The sequence below is a fragment of the Methylomonas sp. MgM2 genome (genome assembly GCF_054172045.1).
On sequence record NZ_JBSYXO010000022.1, the window covers coordinates 73,620 to 93,204 of the forward strand.

The following is a 19,585-nucleotide window of genomic DNA, read 5'->3' on the forward strand; positions in this document are numbered from 1 at the left end:
AACTGAACCCTGCGAAATGAAAAAAATATTGCAATTACTCGTCGCCGCGACAGCGGCGTTTGCGGCCCATCATGTGCTGGCCGATGAAGCCGCCATTAGAAAATCGATAGGCGAGTCTATGCCGCGTGCGCAAATTGATTCGATACAACCGACTGAAATCAAGGGGCTTTATGAAGTCGTCACCGGCGGCAGTATTTTTTACTCGTCTGAGGATGGCCGATACTTGCTGCAAGGCCAGTTATACGATGCAGTTGCAAAGAAAAATATCACGGAAGACAAATTGGCCGACGTAAGGAAAGCGGCTCTGGACAACATCGGTGAAAAAAACATGATTGTCTTTAAACCGGAAGCGAGCAAGCATTCCGTGTCGGTGTTTACCGACATCGATTGTGGCTACTGCCGTAAGTTACACTCAGAAATCGATCAGTATCTGGACCAAGGTATTACGGTACGCTATTTGTTTTTTCCAAGGGCGGGCAAGGGTTCGGAGTCGTATGCCAAAGCCATTTCAGTTTGGTGTGCGGACGATCGGCAAAAGGCGCTTACGGCCGCTAAGAAAGGCGAATCGTTGCAAACAAAAACTTGCGACAATCCCATTGATCAGCATATGAAGTTGGGTGAAGCATTCGGTATGAGCGGCACGCCTATGATCGTGACAGAGAAAGGCAACATTTTGCCGGGGTATGTGCCTGCGGGCCAATTAGCAAAAATTTTGGACAGCGAATAAATTAGTTTGTGACGGTTTGCCCGCCGCATTTTCCGGTTGTCATAGTCCGATGCGTGGATTCGGCATTCGTCCGCGTCTTGATGAATCAACATTCAGTGTTTTTCCGAATCGGAAATGTTTGAGCTTAATGTTCGGTTGTCATTGTCGTTTTTGCCTTAATCAGGGTTTCCAGTGCCTCGGGATAAAGGAAATGAATTATTTGCCGCTCCAATTCCGCGCCGATAGGGCCGAGAGCGGTTTTGAGCATGGCCGCATGGGAATCGAATAGCGTATTGGCTTGCATGCTGGAAATTGTCAGCAACGGTTCGAGTTGACTTAATATCTTTCCGACTTCCGACCAATCAATTTCCCTCTCTGTTCGGCAATCGGCCGCGGTATTTGCCAAGTCGGTACCGTAGGCGGTTTTTAACCGCTGCAATTCGACTTTCAAGTCGTCGGCTAAATGTTTCATTTCGGTCGGTTCGGCTTCGCTTTCGATAGCTTTTTCCAATTGTGCGGCAATTTGTTCCATACCCGTTACGCCAAGATTGCCTGCACTCCCTTTAAGGGTATGCGCGGCAAACAGCGCTTTTTGCCTATCATTTTTATCGATTTGCTCAATCAGACCGGCCAAATCTGCGTCGCGTTCAAATAGGAAGCAGCGCAGGAGACTTAAGTATTTGTCTCGGTGGCCGTTTAATGCTTTTAGCCCATGTTCGATATCCAAGCCCGAGGCCGTCATGAGATTTGGAGGGAATTGACTTTTTTCTTCGGTTTGGAGGCCGCATGGGACAGGGTTAGCGTTGGGTAACCAGCGTAGCAAGGTCGCGTAAAGTTGATCCGGATCGACCGGCTTTGCGACAAAGTCATTCATGCCGGCCTCGTAACAGCGTTGCCTATCCTCGTCGAAGGCATTTGCCGTCATAGCCAAGATTGGGATCGCGGATCTGCCTGCTAATGTGCGGATGGCGCGAGTGGCTTCTAATCCATCCATGCCGGGCATTTGCATATCCATCAAGATCAGATCGTAGTTGCAAGCACGCGCCAGTTTCACGGCCTCTAAACCGTCGGCGGCGACATCAACCTTCAGTCCGACTTCATGGAGCAACTCTAAAGCAACTTCTTGGTTGATCTTATTATCTTCCGCCAGCAAAATAGTCGCGCTCGCCGGAATCGCCTGTAAGTTGTTCGCCGCGGCAATCGCCGTTTCGCAGAGTTCATCCAAGTCCAATTTACTCTTGCCGAGACGGGCCGTAAACCAGAAAGTGCTGCCTTGACCGGGTAGGCTTTGCGCGCCTACTTCGCCATCCATCAGGCGTGCAAGTCGCTTGGTAATGGCTAGTCCAAGTCCGGTGCCGCCATAACGGCGCGATGTTTTGCTATCGGCCTGCTCAAAGGCACCGAACAAGTCAGCGATTTTTTCAGGTGGAATGCCGATTCCGGTATCGTTCACCTCGAAACGGATTAACACGTCTTCTGCAGTTTCTTCTATCCGGCTAAGGTTTACGACGATTTTACCTTGCTCGGTAAATTTGACCGCATTAGACAGGTAATTCAACATGGCTTGCGCCAGGCGAGTCGAATCGCCGACTAGAACAGGAGGGATAGAGTCTCGATCCACATCGAGCTTTAACTTCTTTTCGCGAAGGCCGGATCCAACCATAGAAAGAACATTATCCAGCATTCGGTCAAAAGCGAAGTCGGTACGATTTAGGGTCAGTTTATTCGCTTCTATTTTAGATAAGTCCAGAATGTCGTTGATTACGGCCAGCAGGTGTTGCGATGCGTCGACGATTTTTTCCAATTTTTCCGTTTGGCCGTTCTGAGGACTATTGCGACGCAACAAATGCGTGATGCCGACGATTGCATTCAACGGGGTCCGGATTTCGTGGCTCATGTTCGCAACAAACGCACTTTTTGCGGCATTCGCGGCTTCAGCGGCCAATTTGGCCTCTTGCAATTCCGCTGTGCGGGTCGCGACGAGTTCCTCTAAATGATCACGATATCGCTTTAATTCGTGATCGAGTTGCTTCTTGTCCGTAATGTCTTTGATTACGCCGTCATAAGATAGCAGTGTGCCGCCGTTATCCCGAAACAGGATGGCCGTATCGCTAATCCAACGCAATTTGCCGTCTTTGCGATAAATACAATGCTCTATTGGTTCTACATCCCGGCCCGAAAGAATTTTATGAACGTGTTGCAGCAACCGCTCGCGGAATTCCGGTACTACCATTAGCATCCATAAATCGGGGTTGGCGGCGAACTCTTCCATCGAATAGCCGGTGACCGTTAAGCAGGCCGGGCTATGTACGGTTTCAACCGGAATACCGTTTTCGATGCGGACCGTATAATGATAGTCGGTTAAGCCTTCGGTGATACGGCGGTAGCGCGCCTCGCTTTCCCTCAAGTTTTCCTCGATCCGCCTGCGTTCGGTAATGTCCTCTTTAACCGCCAAATAATGGCTGATTTGGCCATCGCTTTGGTGAATCGGAGAAACACTGGCCGATTCGATGTATTCGCTGCCGTCTTTGCGCCGGTTTATGAATTCGCCCTTCCAGCATGCGCCTAGGTTTAGCGTTTTCCACATGGCGTCGAAACATTCCCTCGGGGTTTTGCCGGAACTTAAGATCCGCGGGTTTTTCCCCATGACTTCCGCCTTGGTATAACCGGTAACGCCGACAAATGCGTCGTTGACGTATTCAATATGGTTTTCGAGGTCGGTGATGACGATGCTGACGGGACTTTGCTCCACGGCGAGAGACAGCTTACGGACCAATTCCTCCGAGGACTTGCGTTCGGAAATGTCGCGCAAAATCATGCTGGTCCATATTTCACCGCTCGGGCCCCTAAAGATTTGTGCCAGTACTTCGGCTGGAAACTTAATGCCGTTGGCACCGATCAGGGCTAACTCGCCTCTAAAACGGTCGGTACGGTCGCGTTCCTCGATCGCTGTTGCGACACGCGGATCCTCTGGGTCCAGGATCGTGTGCCGGGCCTTTTCCCGCAGAGTTTGGTCGCTGAGCCCGAACAGGCGCCGGGCTTCCGGATTGGCCGCCAAAATGCAGCCGTCGGACGAAGTCAACAATATCGCGTCGAGGCTATTGTCAAACAGTAGGCGATATTGAATCTCACTATGTTGAAGCGCCTGTTCCGTGACTTGCAGATTAGTCTTGGTTCGCAGACTCATGACGCCGTATGCGATGTCACCGGCCAGCTCGTTCAGTAAATTAACCTCCTGCCGGTCAAAACTATTGGCTTCCGACGAATAGATGCTGAGTACGCCGAAGGTATCGCCGTCGTCAGTGGTCAACGGCAGGGCAATAGTTGCAACATAACCATCCGCGGACATGAGTTCTTTCCACGAGTCCCACTGCGATTCGGCATCGAGGTCCCGGCAGATTTGAGTCGATCCGGCGTAAAAGGCGGCCGAAATGGGAGAGGAATTGTCTTCGGGAAGATTTGAAACGCCGATGGCTGGCAGGAGGCTATCAGACATGTTGCCGCACCATACCGCCGATCCGCCCGGCGTATCCGCCGTATTGTTTTTATAACTAATGGTCGCTAATGGATAGCCGCTATTGTCGACGATTGTTTGTACGGCGCGTTCAAGCAGTTCCTGCTCCGTGGCCGCCCTTACCAATACTTGATTGCACGCCGACAAGGTCATGAGCGCACGATTGACCTTGGCTAACTCCGCGGTGCGTTTGTTTACCTGCTGCTCCAAGCTGTCGTTTAATAAATTGAGCTGGGCGTGAATGTTGACCAGTTCGTGGTTTTGTTGGAGGGTGTTTTCGTATAAGGATAGCATCAGGTTCAATATCTGCTGGCCGCCACCGGTCAGGGAGTGGCGCTTTCCGCCATAGCCGACAATCTCCCTGCGTCTTTCGTCCTTACGCCGTCTTTGGATAGGGGCGTCCAACAAAGCGTTGATGCGCTCTAACAGTCTGTCGACTGCGTAGGGTTTGATGATATATGCGTCTGCGCCGCAGTTAATCGCCTGAATGATGTCTTCGGGTTCCGATAACACGGTGAGTAGGATGATGGGGATGTTCCATAAATCGTCGTCGAATTTAAAGGTACTGCACAAGCGGTAGCCGTCCATCATCGGCATGTTGATGTCGCTCAACACTAATAGCGGGCGTTCGCTGCGAGCGATGTTTATAGCCTCAACACCGTTGTACGCCACGCAGACCTTATAGTTTGCCAAGGCCAGGGTGCGGCGAGTCAACTCCGCTTCTACCGGACTGTCTTCGACCAGCAAAATGGGAGACTTGCTTTTCATGTGAACAAGAGATGATTCAAGGTTTTCCGTCATGAGATTTCCTTCAATTTTGCTCTGTGTCCGCGGTAAGATCGGACTTGCTTAAGGCTACCAGCGCCGCGGAAATCAAATCCAACGGCAGCTGATGTGCAACCGCCCTCAACGCGATCGCCGCTTGCGGCATACCATAAACCACGCTGCTCGCTTCGTCCTGTGCAATGGTAACGCCGCCCGCGGCCGCGATTTCAGCCAGGCCGGCGGCACCGTCATTGCCCATGCCCGTTAACAGCACACCTGCACTGGCCGCGCCGTAGCGGTGTGCGGCCGCTTTCATCGACACGGTGATCGAGGGACGATGGCCGTCATAGGCTGGGGCCTCGGATAGCATGAAACGTCCGAATTCATCGAACTCGGAATGAGAATTTCCCGGCGCGAAATAGATGACTCCGCCCTCCGGCATCTCGCCGTGAATTGCTTGGCGTACCGGAAGCGGCGACACTTCTGCCAGCCAGCGGACTAACTCCGTTAAAAAGTCAGTACCGATGTGTTGAATGCAGAGCAGTGGTATCGGGAACGTTCTCGGCAAAGCGCGCAGTATGGCGTGCAATGCTTGAGGTCCGCCGGTAGATGCGCCGATGACGGCGATTTTGACCGGAACCTTGGCGTGCAAAGCCGGTAATCGTCCGGATCCGGGCTGCGCACCGGCCGAAACATCCGTTTTAATACGGAACACATGCACGCCGGCGACTACGCGAATCTTTGAAGCTAGGCTCTGAGCCAGTTCGTCACGGTTCATCGTCAGGATGTCGCGCGGTTTAAGAAAAACGTCTATTGCACCGGCTTCAAGCAAACGAAACACATTCGGCGAATCCGGCGGTACCGAAACACTTATGACCAGAATGGGGCGTGGATGAGATGCCATTACTGCGCGGGTCAATTCTAATCCGTCCATAGTCGGCATATGCAGATCGGTACAGATCACGTCGGGATCGAGCGCGGGAATCGCTTTCAAAGCTTCTTTGCCGTCGCCGGCAGTGCCAACGACTAGAATATCGGCGGAGCGACGCAGTAGGCTTTGCAGAATATGCAACACAATGGCTGAATCGTCGACCAGAAGTACGCGTATCATAGGGAGATTAATCTATTCAGGATGTCGAGTAACACGCGTTGGTCGAATGTCGGCTTGGGTATGTAGGCATTGGCACCGACATCGAGTCCGCGCCGTTTATCTTCGTCGGAAGCCAAACTGGTGACCAATATCACCGGCAGATCTTGATATTTAGGATTTGCGCGGATGCGTTCAGTAAGAGTCAGTCCATCCATGTTGGGCATCGAAATATCGGCGACTACTGCCGCAAATGGCCGGCTGTTCAATTGGTTCAACGCATCCATGCCATCGACCGCGGTGATGACTTCGTAATCAGCGTCTTCCAGGATGCGTTTTTCCATCGCGCGGATCAGTGCCGAATCCTCCGTCAGAAGCACGGCCGGCTTTGCTCGCGGCCGTCCCGCTTTTTGTGTCGCGCCGTGTTTACCGTGTCCGGCAAGTGCGATTTTATGTGCCGAACTCAGCAGATCCGGGGGATTCAACACGACGCAGATTTCGCCGCTACCCAATATGGCTAATGCGGAAACATTGCGGACGCGTTTCAACGGTGCTCCCAGCGGTTTAAGTACGATTTCTTCTTCATCCGGCAAATCGTCCGCCAGCAACCCAAAGCATACGCGGCCAACCTGCAACACCACGCAGGCTAAGGCATTTGTTTTGCCCCGGTCCATCGCCTGTGTTTCCGTGGCGAGTTCTAACAAATCGGCCAGATGGTAGACTATCACGGCGGCATCATGCAGCAGTATGGCCGGGCGGCCGTCCAGCGTGAATATCTGTTCCGGTTTGACCCAAAGCGAGGTATGAACAAATTCGACGGGAAAACCATAAAGCCGGCCGGCAACGCTGGCCATGAGTATGCGCGCGGTTGCCAAACTTAACGGCAGGCGCAATTTCACCGTTAGGCCTTTTCCTAAAACCGATTCCAGGCTGATATTCCCCTTCAAGCGCTCGACGTTGACGCGCACTACATCGAGGCCGATGCCTCGTCCCGACAACGCCGTAGTGTAACGGCAGGTGGAAAAACCCGGCATAAAAATCAACTGCTGCATTTGTTGTTGAGTGATTGCCTTCGGCGATTCCTCATCGGCTAAGCCTCGGCGGGCGGCCTCTTGCCGGATTGCTTCGGCATCCAGGCCGCGGCCGTCGTCGCTAACCTCGAGCAGCACGTGACCATCTTCGCGGAAGACTCGTAAGCTCAAGGTTGCGATGCATGACTTATTCACTTGCAGCCGCTCGCTAGGGGATTCGACGCCGTGATCGACAGCATTGCGGATCAAGTGCATCAAGGGGTCTTTCATTTCTTCGAGGATGCGCTTGTCCACCGTAATATCGCCGCCTTCGACAACCAGGTCGATTTCTTTGCCTTGTTCTTTGGCCAGGTCACGGACCATGCGGGGAAACAAGGCGAATAGCGTAGATAATGGTAGCAAGCGTATATTGCTGACTTGATCGCCGAGTCGTTGCGCAATGGATTGAAGACGGGCGTTATCGTCGAAAAAGGCGTCGCGAGTTTGCTTAAGTAGACAGCCGAAACGTTTGCTCTTATCAGCAAATGTATCAATTTGAAGTGCCGAATTCGGGCTATTGGCGTACTGTTTGCGCTCCAACTCCGCCCAGCGCTCCAGCAGTTCTTCCATCAGCGACAAACGGTGTCGGGTCTGCCCTTGGATTACCGATAATTCGCCCACTTGAGTCAATAAGTCATCGAGCTTACGGGTTTCAACGCGGACTGTGTCCAGATAGAAAGGTTCGGCGGCGGCATTGCCATGAACGGAAGGCGGTGCCGGCGTAGGTGTAGGTAGAGGCGGGGGCGGTGGAGAGGGCCGATGGGTTTGTCCGGATTTTGCTTCAAGAGGCGGGGCGGCGGAGGTTTGCACGATGGGTGACATCGACGGTTCGGCGCCCTTATCGGACGTTTCGCCGGGCTGACGCTCTTCGCCTAGCGCGTCCAGCACGCGCCGGCGCAAATCGGCCAGGCAGGCATTCATCTTTTCGATTGTTTGCGGCGTCAGTGATTCCCGGCCTTTGCGGGCTGCGTTGAAGATTGATTCCAAGCGGTGGGCGGCGGTTTCGATCTGGGTCAGCCCCAGCATGCTAGCCGCACCTTTTAAGCTATGAGACTCCCGAAAGACCTCTTCCAATAGTTCCGGAGCGGCCGGCGTCTTTTCAAGACGCAGCAGACCATTATCAAGACGGGCTAGGTGCTCCTCGCTTTCGGCTTTAAAAAGCTTTTGTAGTTCCGGATCGGCGATCATGCTATCCACTCGTTAAACGATAGACTTCAGGTTTTCCGCCGCCCGATTTATGTTTTGTATGCCTAACTTGGTCTGGCAAATACCGGCGGCGGTTTCCTTTACGCCGGCGGCTATGCTGTTCGTGGCTTCGACCACTTGGTTGAAGGCGGCTGATTGTTGCTTGGCGTTAAACATGACTTGTTGCACGTTTTCGTTGGTGCTTTTGGCGAGGCTGGCCAAGCTATTGAACAGTCCGGCGACTTTCTGTACGGCCTGTGTCACTTCGTTGACGGTACGCGTGCCGTTTTCTGTCATCATAATCGAGGAATTGGTGGCTTTCTGTATGTCGGCCACCAGCAATGCCGTTTGTTCCGCTGATTTCTTGCTTTCGTCTGCGAGTTTTCGAATTTCACTCGCGACTACGCCGAAGCCTTTACCGTGTTCGCCGGCTCGCGCTGCCTCCACGGCGGCATTCAAAGCCAGCATATTGATTTGCCCGGCCAAGTCTTTCAGTACCGTCGCTATGCCGCCGATTTGCCCGGACTGCTCGCCTAAATGCAGAATTTGCTGTGCCATCGAGCCGATTTTTTCATTTAAGTTGTCCATTGCGGCAACGGCCTGTCGGGTGGCTTCGTCGCCTTGCGCGGTAGCAGCACCTGATTTTTCGGTCATCGCCGCCGCATTAGCCGCTTGCTCCGCTGATTTGCGCGACGAAACCGATAGCTCTTCAATGGTCGCGGACGTTTCGTTAGCCGCCGCCGCTTGTTGGCTGGCGGTGCGTTCGTGCTCGTTAACGCTTGCGTCAATTTCTCTGGAAGTCGAGGCCAGAACATTGATTACTTCATTGAGTGGACGCATGAAGTTTCTATTGATGAAAAACAGCACGGCAATTCCGATGGCCAGCGATAAACAGCTCCCGCCCACAATCGTAAGCCAAGAAACTCTATGAACGGTTTGCGTTTGTTCCATCCGCTGATTCAGCAGCTTGCTTTCCTCATTATTCATTTCATCTTGTTTGGCTCTGATGTTATCCATGATTTCTTTGCCTTTTCCCGATGATACGATCTGCAGCGCTTCTTGTTTGCTACCTGTTTTCTGCAATGAAACGGTTTGAGCCATGATGTTAAGTTTCTGAGTGACTAAATCGGCTATCGTTCTAAGGCGATCGACTTGGGCCGGATTGTCCTTAATCAATTCCCTGATGTTGCTTAGATCGTCATGAACGGCATGCTGCACATTCTGGTAGGGTTGCAGAAATGTTTCGTTGTCGGTGTATAAATAGCCGCGGTAACCGGTTTCGGCGTCAACCAGATGACGCAAGAGTTTTTCTAACTGTCCACGAACTTCGTAGGTATGTGAGACCCAAAACATGCTTTGTGCCAACTCATTTGTCGTCACGAACGATGCCGTGCCGTTGATTATCAGCAATGCCAAAATACCGCTAAAACCAAGCCGGATAATTTTGTTCATTCCAGTTTGTTTCTTGTCCATAATTCACCTCAACATGATTGATTGCCTGTTGCGACGGTATCTATACGTTTTCGTCGACTATCCATTCCGGGCGTGCTAACAGAGCGGGCAGATTCAGAACTGTCATGGTTTTACCGTCGTACGACGCGGTACCGATCGTTTCCGCTTCGCATTGCTCGATTAACGCCGAAGGCGGTGGGTGCAATGATTCGCTGTGTAAATAGACAACATCGCGCACATCATCTACGGCAACGCCAATGAGTTGGTCGTCAACGCCGGAAGCGGGCGCGGCCGAGACGCGGACAACCAAAGCTTTTCGGCATTGGGGAGAAGATGCGAGATTCAGGGCGCGGCGCGGGTCTATCAGGGTCAGCAACTTACCTCGCAAGCTCATGGCGCCTAGGATATGCGGCGGGCAACAAGGGATAGGACTCAGTTGGCTTATGTTGCAAAACTCCTGCACGGTGTTGAGCTCTATTCCAAAATATTCGCCACTGATTTCGATAACGGCCAGTCCTAAAAGCGGTACATTCTCCTCGGCTATGCTTTTTCGTAAGGCCATGGCTCTGGCGCGAAACCTCGCACGAATTTCGCCGGCGAGTTCGGCATAGATTGGCCTGTTTGACGCTTTGTGCCTTCCTTTATAGTCTATGGCCGGCAATCGGGATTGTTTCATCAGTTTCGAAACATCGATTAGCGTCACTAACTCATCGGCTATACTGGCGATGCCGCTGGCCAAACGATCGAGACCATGGCGGATTTGTTCAAAACGGGGAGGGGGTTCGATCGCATCAGGCGACAGTTCGATGACGTCAAGCACCTCGCCGACCAGTAAGCCCATGGTCAGGTCGTCTTTGCTCAATACGATGACTTGGTCGTCGAGGCTGAGCGAGCGGGCTGCGTGGCCGAAACGTAGGCAGAGGTCGGTAACCGGAACGATACGGCCGCGCAAGTTGAACATGCCAATCACCCACGGCGGTGCTTCATCGATAGATGTCAGTTCGGGTAGCCGGACCGACTCAAGGACCTGCTTCGCGTCCAAACCGAAGCGCGTGCCATCGAGCTCGAAAATTAAAATGGTCTGCAGTTTGGCTTCCATTGTTTTTCCTAGGCTGAAGTGGACTCGGACAGCCGTTGCGCTATTTCTGCGGCGGTCATTTCGTATGGTTCGATCAATGTTTCGCTTGGTAGCTTGCGGATGATATTTAGGGCGGTACATCGCAGGCCTTTGGCCCGTGACAGGTCTTTGGCGCGTTCGTAAAGTGCCGCCAGTTCCAAAAGGGCGCCGGCGTTATCCGGTTCGAGGTAGAGGGTTTTTTCCAAGAATTCCGTGGCCTTTTGGAAGTCGCTTCTAAGTTGAGCAAGTTGTGCCATCAGAAAATGCGGGGCCGCCATCAGTGGCGCGGCAGCCAGGACATCACGACAGATTTGTTCCGCCTGATCGTACATGCCTTTATCGGCAAAGGATCGCGCCTTAGTCAATAAGGCGTCGACATCCGGTTCGGCCGGCGCTGCCGCGTTTGGCGGAAATGCGGCTGGCATCTTGACCGCGGATGATAGAGGGGCTGGCGGCTGCGTATCGGCGATGACGATAGGCGTTTCGGCCGGACTGGGAGAATGCCGTTGATGTACCACGCTCGCCGAAAACAATCTGCTTTGCATATTTGACATGGTGACGCCGGTGAGTTCGGCGTGTGCCGTCATCAGATAGCCGCCTTCGTTCAGAGTGGCCGCCAGCTTATTTGCAACCAAGCAGACGGTCTCGGCATCGAAATAAATGAACACGTTGCGGCACAGAATCAAATCCATATCCAACAGCTCGCCGCAAGGGAAAAGGGCGTCGCGCAGGTCAAAGCAGCGGAAATCGACCATACGGCGAATACGATCGTCCAGTTGCCATGCGCCGCCTTTCGACGAGAAATAACGCTGCTTCAACCCGGCCGGCATCTGGCGGAACGACCATGGTCGGTAGCTTGCTCGCTTGGCCTTCGCTAAAGCAACCGAACTAAGGTCGCTGCCGAGAATCAGAATTGACCAGTCTTCACGCCGGGGTAACAACAAGTCGATCGATATGGCTAGAGAGTAGGCTTCTTCGCCGCTTGCGCAGCCGGCGCTCCAAAGACGCAGGGTTTTATTTTTACTTTGGCGTTCGATGAGTTCAGGCAGAAGGCGCTGACGCAGCAAGTCGAATTGACCGTGATCGCGGAAAAAATAGGTTTCGCTGTTGGTGATCATCGGTTTTTTATCCGTCGAGAATGTGACGGCCTTGATATTGATGGGCAATGTCGACGAATTCATCGAAACACTCCGCAAACGCGTCGACAACGTCAGGATCGAAGTGGGTGCCCCGTTCGGAAATGATGATGTCGCGAGTTTTTTTTATGGGTATCGAGCTTTTATAACTACGAGGCGAGATCAGGGCGTCGAATACATCGGCGACCGCCATTAAACGTGCCGGAATAGGAATGGCGTTTTTTTTCAAGCCGTCCGGGTAACCGCTGCCGTCCCATTTTTCATGGTGAAAATGCGTTATTTGCTTGGCTATGTCGAGAAACTCGAGATTGCGGCCAGCATCGCGCAGGGCGCGTTCTATGGCTTGAGCTCCCAGCCAGCAGTGCGTTTTCATAATTTCCCATTCTTGATGAGTTAGTTTGTCCGGTTTAAGTAAGATCTGATCCGGAATCCCCACTTTGCCGATATCGTGTAGAGGCGCCGATTTGACTAAGAGGTTTACAACCTTATCCGTAAGCAGAGCCGAAAACGATGGATGAGACTGCAAGCGCCCGGCTAACAGGCGAACATATTCTTGGGTACGATGGATGTGGTAGCCCGTTTCCGGATCCCGCGTCTCGACTAGTTCGCCCAAGGCTCGGATGGTGACGTCTTGGATCAGTAAGATTTCCTGAGTGCGCGAAGCGACCTCGGCTTCCAAATAGGCGTTTTGATTGGCCAGTTGATCACGCGCGCGTTTGAGATCGAGCTGTGTGTGTATTCGGGCGAGCACGATAGGGGGGCGGTACGGTTTGGTAATGTAATCGACTGCGCCGAGCGTCAACCCTCGGGCCTCATCTTCGCAGGAGTCCAAACCGGTCACAAAAATAACCGGAATGTCTTCGGTAACAGGATCGTCCTTCAGCGTGGCGAGGATTTTATAGCCATCGATCTGCGGCATGATTACATCGAGTAAAATCAAGTCCGGTTTTTGCGGGCCTCTTGCAATCCGCAGGGCGCGCTCTCCGGAAGGCGCCGCTAATACCTGGAAATGCGGTTGTAATAAATTTCCTAGAGTAGTTAGATTGACCGGATCGTCATCCACAATAAGAATAGTGGCCGGTGACGAAACGGATCGTGAATCAATGTTTGTGACGCAATTTTGCAAGCGTTCCTCCATCTAGCACGGGCTAGATGTTCAATACATTTAGTCCTAGCATCTATTCTCGGTAAGTGCGCATTCACTATAGGTCAAAAGTTTTAAAAAGCCAGAGCCGATAAAATAGATATTTTCGTTAACAAACCTCATGACTTACGCTTTATTGATTAAGCACGGCTGTCGCCCTCCGTATGACAAAATTTCAAGCGCTCAGCCCGATGTTTCCTAATGTTATGTCGAATTTAATGACAAGCCTTGGTCGTTGGGTCGGTTTCGAATCAGGGCTGTCAATGCAATGATTCGAGAGATTTGATTGTATAAGGAGGCATCTTGCGCTGTCCGATTTATAAAAAACTATGTTAAATAACTTATATTGGTGAGGCAAATCCTCTATTTATTTTGTTTTTATTGTTGCTTAATTATAAAAATATCAATTAAAACAATTAAATAAATAGTGGCGTCTTTCGTGCTTTCCGTTCCAGGTCCTTTGAATTTTTCCGATGAGGTTGAGGTATGGCGCAGGAATTAATTTCTTCCAGCTACACAACGGCAGCACAGCAAATCAATACTGGCGCATTAATGTTGGGAGCCGGACTTGCTCTGACATCGATGATTTTAGTGCCGGCATTGGCTATGCGTCTGGGGTTGAGCGCTAGCTTGACGGGGGCTTTGAGAATCGCTTTGATGAAAGCATCGAGCCGTGCCGCTGCGACCCGGGTAACCGAGGATGTAATACAGCAACGCTTGTTACGTTGATTATTTGATCCGGGTTGGCGTGTTTTGGCTAATTGGGGTTGGGATGCTATTGAATGGACTCAATTTGCTTAGTCATTGTTTTGAACGCGCGGAGAGTTATAATAACAACCTTGCGTTAGGAAATTCTTAGAATACAGTCTGTATTGGCAATGAGCGATAAAAAAAAGCAGTGTGATCTTTGTGGTTTGGACGTTGAAGTGGAAGGTTTCGAACTAAAAACCACGGAAGGAGACAAACGATTTTGCTGTGAGGGATGCAAAGGAATTTATCAAATGTTGCATGAAGACCAGGTGTTATCAGAAGATTCCGAGACAGCTAATAACAGTTGATTAAACTTAAAGGATATCGAGATCTATGGCACACAATCACAATTCCAAGGAGACATCCATGAGCAAACAGGTCATGGCTGGTACTTTGGCGACTGCAACAGTCAGCACGGGGGGGAAGCTGATGAACAAAGCCTCAAAACATCCGGTTTTGGTATTTGGTTTGGGTATGGTTGCCGGTTTTTTTGTTTATAAATATCGAAAAGAGATTATCGCCAGCGCAACAAAAACAATCGATGCGGGCAAAGACTTTGTCTTACATCAAAAAGAAAATTTAGAAGATATTGTTGCCGAGGCGAAGGAAGAAAAGTAAGTTAACGCCTGAGCGGCTAATTATTGATCCTGGTGAAATTAATTGAAGCGGGCGGCCTGTCTTACGGGTTCGCCCGTTTTGTTTTTCTAAGCTATTGATATGGCGATCCAAAAAGAATTCGTTTTACGCTACAGAAGCGAAGGCCATGTGCGCTTTCAAATACCGCAACGGGCTAGCTCTATCCAGGTTGCACAATTAATTACCGATACAGTTGCCGCATTCGATGGAGTTGATTCCGTTCGTGTGTTTAGGCGGTCAAGAAAGATGGCCATTCATTATCGGGAAGACATATGCAGCTTCATTGAATTAGCCAGACAATTGCATATGGCCTTAGCCACCTTAGAGCAACAAGGTTGGTTTGCTCCTCTTGCCGTGATCGAAGCCCATGACCAGTCTCGCTTTAAGCTTCGAGGACGGTTAAAGAACAGCCGCATCAACCATTGGCTTGATGAAAAAATGACCGCCGCCAAGGAAACCGTACAAGCGGCTAGGATTGTCGGTAGACTGAGCACCAAAGGGCCCAAGGCTTTGATCAAAGATCCGGAGAAGGCCGTTATCGATTTTCTGAATGATATTTTGGTGCTGTACTTAATCAAAGTGCATTGGGCGCGGATTACCCAGCAATGGTTGGTGAAACCTTTTGCCTACCGTTATGAATGGCTGGCAACCTTTTATATGTTTTTCTTATTAGTGCGATCTCGCAGGCCTAAGCGATAACTTGATTGAGCCGATCCCGGCAAGGTTCGAATTACTGGCCGATCACTGTTCAGAGAAAACTATGGACTCCGAAACTCCAGACTACAAACATTTCGTTATTCAACATCAAATAAAAAACCGGCTTCGCATCATTACCCCGGTTTTGAAAAACGACCCGGAGCGCGGTTATATTTTTGAGATTTTGTTGAAAAAGCGGCCGGAAATCACTGGCGTACGGTCGGTATTTGCGATTGGTTCGGTGGCGATTGAGTTTGATTCCGGTCGTTTTCCTAAAAAAAACCTGTTGATCATGCTGGACGCTGTATTGGGCAATATCGCTCAGAAACAGCCGATAGTCAGAAACCATAAGAAAAAAGCCATCGAAGGCCCTGTGCAGCACATAGACATGGCTGTGGAAGGCATGACTTGCGCTTCATGTGCGTTGTTAATCGAGATGGTTTTGAAGCGGAACGAGCGCGTTAAAACGGCGAGCGTTAATTTCGCTACGCAAACTGTTAACGTGCTGGGGCAGTTGAGCAAAGCCGATGTGGCGCGTGAGATAGAAAAACTTGGCTACAGCACCTTGCTGGTTGATACCTTGTCCCAACGCAAACGGTTAATCGAAAAGGAGCAGCAGCGAATCGACGCGGCCCAGCGTCGATTCGTATGGGCTGGGCTTTTAACCATACCCGTGGTTGGCGTTGCGATGTCGATGGCGACATCCCGTTGGACGCATTGGTTACAGTTCGTGCTCACTACTCAAGTCGTTTTTGGGACGGGTAGTCAATTTTTTATCAAAGCCTATCGCTTGGCCAAGCAGCGGGCGGCCAATATGGATACCTTGATAGCGCTGGGTGTCGGTTCGGCTTATGGTTATAGTGTCCCGGCATTGCTGCGCCGTCGCGGCCATGTCTATTTTGAAGCGGCGGCCGCCATTATCACCTTTGTTCTATTAGGCCGCTTTCTGGAAGAGCGGGCAAAAGGTAAAGCCGGCGAAGCGATCCGCAAACTGGTTGACCTGCAACCGCAAACAGCGATTTTGCTGAAAGACGGCAAGGAAATTTTTGTCGACGTTGACGATATACAAGTCGGTGATTTAATGCTGATCAGACCGGGCGAGAGGATTCCTACCGACGGTCGCGTGGCGTTCGGTGTATCGACGGTTGACGAAGCCATGGTGACCGGTGAAAGCATGCCTGTCGTAAAAAATATCGGTGATGCCGTGATTGGCGGTTGCGTCAACGGCAATGGCGTGTTGCATGTAGAGGCGACGGCCGTCGGCATGGATACCGTGTTGGCGGGTATCGTCCACATGGTCGATCAAGCCCAAGCGGCTAAACTGCCGATACAAAAGCAAGTCGATAAAATTTCGGCGTTGTTTGTGCCGTCGGTCATGGTGGCTTCCGGCTTGACCTTGTTCGGTTGGATGGCCGTCGGAGTGCCTTTTGGAGCCGCCTTCGGCAACGCAATTACCGTGTTACTGATTGCCTGTCCATGCGCGCTCGGTTTGGCAACCCCCGCCGCAATCATGGTCGGAACCGGTCAGGCCGCCAAAAAAGGCGTCTATATACGCAACGGCGAAAGCTTGGAAGTCGCCAGTAAGCTGAATGCTATCGTTTTCGATAAAACCGGCACCATCACCGAAGGCCGGCCCAAAGTCAGTGAAGTGGCAAACCTATCGTCTCTGGATAATTTTGAGTTGCTTAGCCTGGCCGCTTCCGCCGAATTCGGTTCCGAACATTTCTTGGGCAAAGCCATAGTCGAATTTGCGCGTGAAAACAACATCGAATTGCAGCCGTGCAGTTATTTTTACAGTGAAACCGGACGTGGAATTCGCGCCGACGTGGACGGTTATAAGTTACTATTGGGTAACCGAGCGTGGCTGGAAAGTCAGAAGGTCGACGTCGCAACGCTGGATGCACAGGCGGACGTGTTTGCCGGACAGGGCAGGACGCCTGTTTATATGGCCATCAACGGCGAGCCGTCGGCAATTTTCGCCATTGCCGACAATCCTCGCGAGGAGGCATCGGCCGCCATTCAGCGTCTGCACGCCTTAGGTATAAAAACCCTGATGGTCACCGGCGATACGGAAAGAACGGCCTATTACATCGCCGATAAAGTCGGTATAGGCGATGTGGTTGCCAATGCCAAGCCCGAGGAGAAATTGCAGATCATTCAGCAACTACAAAGCGATGGTTTTCAGGTGGGTATGATAGGGGACGGCGTTAACGATGCACCTGCTCTCGCCGCGGCCAACGTCGGTTTTGCTATCGGCAGCGGGACCGATGTGGCTATCGAATCGGCGGATTTGACGCTGGTGCAAGGCGATATTACCAAGGTGACGGAAACCATAGAACTGAGCGGATTTACCATTCGAGTTATCAAGCAGAACCTGTTTTGGGCCTTTGGCTACAATACCGTCGCCATCCCGGTAGCGGCTTTGGGTAAACTCAATCCAATGATCGCTTCGGCGGCGATGGCTTTAAGTTCGGTTTCGGTCATAGTCAATTCATTAAGGCTAAATAAGTAAATGGAAAACACGATGGATGGCATGGATCATTCCGCCCATGCCGCGATGAATCATGATACGAATCACATGGATCATGCCATGCACGGCATGGCGGACCTTGCCGCATCGGCCGGATTTGATTATTCGCTGGCATTTGTAGCGGGTTTTTTAGGTAGCGGCCACTGTTTGGGCATGTGTGGGGCGCTGGTTTCAGGCTATTTCATGAACGCCGGCAAGACCAAGAGTTATCTGCCTTATTTTGCCTATCAGTTTACCCGTATCAGTGTCTATACCTTAGTCGGTGTATTGGCGGCTACGCTCGGCGTCGTATTGGTTTCAAGCGGTCTTTTCGGCAAACTGCAAAGTGTCTTGCAAATGTTGATCGGGGGTGTCGTGATTTTTTTGGCCCTGGGCATTCTGGGCTGGGTTCCATGGCAAGGCTCCATTCGATTGATACCGATGCAAGTCTTACGCAAAGGCTATGCGACCGCCAATCAAAAAGGGCCTGTTCTGGGGGCGATGATAGCGGGTTTCCTGAACGGCCTTATGCCTTGTCCTTTGACCTTTGCAATGGCGGTCAAGGCGACCACGGCAACCAACGTACTGGAAGGCGGAGCGCTGATGCTCACGTTCGGCGCGGGCACCTTGCCTATGATGCTGTTCATCAGTGTGGCGTTCAGCAAGCTGAGTGCAAAACTTCGTGGTTTTATGTATAAAACGGCTGCTATCATCATGATGTTCATGGGGCTTAATACGGTACACAAAGGCCTTAGTTTTTATTTGGATGAAGATTTTAGACACACGACTTTTTTGGTATTTGTAAAAAACCAATTGGACGCGATAGAGGTTTTCATCGGAGAAGCAATGGACTACATCGCAGGAATGATTGCCGTCATTCAGAACATGTGACATCGCCGCTTTTTTGCTTCGAGAGAGCTATTGGCTAGAGTTTTAGTTGCCGGTTGCGGCGATATCGGTTATCAAGTCGCGCTAGCCTTGGTGCGACAAGGTCATCAGGTCACCGCCCTAAAGCGTCGAGCTCCCCTTGTTCCGGCTCCCTTTCCCATCGTCTCGGCCGATATCCGTCAGAAGTCAACGCTCTCGGTATTGCCGGATGAATTCGACCTCGTGCTGTTTGTCGTGTCTGCCGGTAGCCGTCAGGCCGAAGCCTATCAGGCGCTGTACGACTCGGGCCTAAATAATCTATTGGCGCATTTTAATAACGCCGGCCGTATGCCGAGATGGTTGATGGTTTCTTCAACTAGCGTCTATGGCCAAAATCACGCTGAATGGGTTGATGAAGAAAGCGAAACCAGGCCGGCGTCGTTGTCGGCGCAATGCTTGATCAAGGCCGAGACAAGGTTGTGGGAATTAAACGATAGCAATTGTGTCGTGCGGTTTTCGGGTATTTACGGGCCGGGGCGCGACTGGCTGCTGAAGCGCGCCGCCCAGGGCGAAGCCGTGCAGCGACAGCCTCCATTCTATACAAACCGAATTCACCGTGACGATTGCGTGGCGGCGTTGTTGTTTTTGATTCAAAAGCTTGTGACCGGTGAAGCGTTGCAGCGCTGTTATTTGGTTAGCGACAACGATCCGGCTCCACTCTGGGATGTGATGAATTGGATCGCTGAACAATACGGCTTTCCATTACCCGCTCCATTAGTCAAGGCGCCCGAATCAGAGCAAAATAAACGCTGTAATAATGCCCGTCTTCGTGCGCTTGGGTATCGTTTTCGATTTTCCAGCTACCGCGAAGGCTATCGCTGCGAAACCTTGGAAACGAAGCGCCAGCGAGTGAAGGTTGAGTAGTCCCTGGAAGCCGTAGCGCCGGGCGGT

At 51.5% G+C, this 19,585-nt stretch carries 15 protein-coding genes; 8 read left to right on the top strand and 7 right to left on the bottom strand.

All coding sequences use genetic code 11. From position 1 onward, the window contains the following. Positions 1–16 precede the first annotated feature (16 nt). The gene (locus tag ACW73I_RS16010; protein WP_458030425.1) at positions 17–727 is read left to right on the top strand and encodes a DsbC family protein; all 711 of its coding nucleotides are present in this window, start codon (positions 17–19) and stop codon (positions 725–727) included. 124 nt (positions 728–851) lie between these two features. Here the strand turns inward: ACW73I_RS16010 and ACW73I_RS16015 are convergent, their stop codons facing one another. The 7 genes from ACW73I_RS16015 to ACW73I_RS16045 are packed head-to-tail and all read right to left on the bottom strand — an operon-like array spanning position 852 to position 13,095. Further along, a complete protein-coding gene (locus ACW73I_RS16015; protein WP_458030426.1) occupies positions 852–5,021 on the bottom strand; it encodes a response regulator in 4,170 nt (1,389 codons plus the stop codon). A gap of 10 nt (positions 5,022–5,031) precedes the next feature. Further along, the gene (cheB, locus tag ACW73I_RS16020; protein ID WP_458030427.1) at positions 5,032–6,096 is read right to left on the bottom strand and encodes a chemotaxis-specific protein-glutamate methyltransferase CheB; all 1,065 of its coding nucleotides are present in this window, start codon (positions 6,094–6,096) and stop codon (positions 5,032–5,034) included. After that, a complete protein-coding gene (locus ACW73I_RS16025) occupies positions 6,093–8,330 on the bottom strand; it encodes a hybrid sensor histidine kinase/response regulator (RefSeq protein WP_458030428.1) in 2,238 nt (745 codons plus the stop codon). Before ACW73I_RS16025 ends, cheB begins: the two co-directional genes overlap by 4 nt. Before the next feature lie 12 nt (positions 8,331–8,342). After that, positions 8,343–9,800, bottom strand: a complete 1,458-nt coding sequence (locus ACW73I_RS16030) for a CHASE3 domain-containing protein (protein ID WP_458030429.1) — start codon at positions 9,798–9,800, stop codon at positions 8,343–8,345. A gap of 40 nt (positions 9,801–9,840) precedes the next feature. Continuing rightward, positions 9,841–10,878 (bottom strand): chemotaxis protein CheW, encoded by a 1,038-nt coding sequence (locus tag ACW73I_RS16035; RefSeq protein ID WP_458030430.1) that lies wholly within the window; start codon positions 10,876–10,878, stop codon positions 9,841–9,843. 8 nt (positions 10,879–10,886) lie between these two features. Continuing rightward, positions 10,887–12,077, bottom strand: a complete 1,191-nt coding sequence (locus ACW73I_RS16040; protein WP_458030431.1) for a CheR family methyltransferase — start codon at positions 12,075–12,077, stop codon at positions 10,887–10,889. Beyond that, positions 12,022–13,095: an HD domain-containing phosphohydrolase gene (locus ACW73I_RS16045; protein WP_458030432.1), complete on the bottom strand. Its 1,074-nt coding sequence runs from the start codon at positions 13,093–13,095 to the stop codon at positions 12,022–12,024. The genes ACW73I_RS16040 and ACW73I_RS16045 overlap by 56 nt, the downstream gene beginning before the upstream one ends. A 567-nt stretch (positions 13,096–13,662) precedes the next feature. On the opposite strand from ACW73I_RS16045, the gene ACW73I_RS16050 reads away from it, so the two are divergent. From ACW73I_RS16050 to ACW73I_RS16080, 7 genes are all read left to right on the top strand, one after another. Then, on the top strand, positions 13,663–13,905 hold the full coding sequence (locus ACW73I_RS16050) for a hypothetical protein (RefSeq protein ID WP_458030433.1): 243 nt from the start codon (positions 13,663–13,665) through the stop codon (positions 13,903–13,905). Between the two features lie 149 nt (positions 13,906–14,054). Further along, complete coding sequence (locus ACW73I_RS16055; protein ID WP_458030434.1) at positions 14,055–14,234, top strand: heavy metal translocating P-type ATPase metal-binding domain-containing protein; 180 nt, start codon at positions 14,055–14,057, stop codon at positions 14,232–14,234. A 58-nt stretch (positions 14,235–14,292) separates the two neighbouring features. Next, entirely contained in the window at positions 14,293–14,544 is a 252-nt protein-coding gene (locus ACW73I_RS16060) for a hypothetical protein (RefSeq protein ID WP_458030435.1), read from the top strand. 264 nt (positions 14,545–14,808) lie between these two features. Beyond that, entirely contained in the window at positions 14,809–15,261 is a 453-nt protein-coding gene (locus tag ACW73I_RS16065) for a hypothetical protein (RefSeq protein WP_458030436.1), read from the top strand. Positions 15,262–15,322: 61 nt separating this feature from the next. Beyond that, complete coding sequence (locus ACW73I_RS16070; RefSeq protein ID WP_458030437.1) at positions 15,323–17,770, top strand: heavy metal translocating P-type ATPase; 2,448 nt, start codon at positions 15,323–15,325, stop codon at positions 17,768–17,770. A 12-nt stretch (positions 17,771–17,782) separates the two neighbouring features. Continuing rightward, entirely contained in the window at positions 17,783–18,658 is an 876-nt protein-coding gene (locus tag ACW73I_RS16075) for a sulfite exporter TauE/SafE family protein (RefSeq protein WP_458030438.1), read from the top strand. A 30-nt stretch (positions 18,659–18,688) separates the two neighbouring features. Then, on the top strand, positions 18,689–19,558 hold the full coding sequence (locus tag ACW73I_RS16080) for an SDR family oxidoreductase (RefSeq protein ID WP_458030439.1): 870 nt from the start codon (positions 18,689–18,691) through the stop codon (positions 19,556–19,558). The last annotated feature ends 27 nt before the right edge of the window (positions 19,559–19,585 follow it).

Coding starts and splice junctions, on each gene's coding strand:
- ACW73I_RS16040 (WP_458030431.1), bottom strand. CDS start 12,077: ATGAATTCGTCGACATTGCCCATCAATATCAAGGCCGTCACATTCTCG.
- ACW73I_RS16065 (WP_458030436.1), top strand. CDS start 14,809: ATGGCCATTCATTATCGGGAAGACATATGCAGCTTCATTGAATTAGCC.
- ACW73I_RS16010 (WP_458030425.1), top strand. CDS start 17: ATGAAAAAAATATTGCAATTACTCGTCGCCGCGACAGCGGCGTTTGCG.
- ACW73I_RS16060 (WP_458030435.1), top strand. CDS start 14,293: ATGAGCAAACAGGTCATGGCTGGTACTTTGGCGACTGCAACAGTCAGC.
- ACW73I_RS16030 (WP_458030429.1), bottom strand. CDS start 9,800: ATGGACAAGAAACAAACTGGAATGAACAAAATTATCCGGCTTGGTTTT.
- ACW73I_RS16025 (WP_458030428.1), bottom strand. CDS start 8,330: ATGATCGCCGATCCGGAACTACAAAAGCTTTTTAAAGCCGAAAGCGAG.
- ACW73I_RS16070 (WP_458030437.1), top strand. CDS start 15,323: ATGGACTCCGAAACTCCAGACTACAAACATTTCGTTATTCAACATCAA.
- ACW73I_RS16015 (WP_458030426.1), bottom strand. CDS start 5,021: ATGACGGAAAACCTTGAATCATCTCTTGTTCACATGAAAAGCAAGTCT.
- cheB (WP_458030427.1), bottom strand. CDS start 6,096: ATGATACGCGTACTTCTGGTCGACGATTCAGCCATTGTGTTGCATATT.
- ACW73I_RS16075 (WP_458030438.1), top strand. CDS start 17,783: ATGGATGGCATGGATCATTCCGCCCATGCCGCGATGAATCATGATACG.
- ACW73I_RS16055 (WP_458030434.1), top strand. CDS start 14,055: ATGAGCGATAAAAAAAAGCAGTGTGATCTTTGTGGTTTGGACGTTGAA.
- ACW73I_RS16050 (WP_458030433.1), top strand. CDS start 13,663: ATGGCGCAGGAATTAATTTCTTCCAGCTACACAACGGCAGCACAGCAA.
- ACW73I_RS16035 (WP_458030430.1), bottom strand. CDS start 10,878: ATGGAAGCCAAACTGCAGACCATTTTAATTTTCGAGCTCGATGGCACG.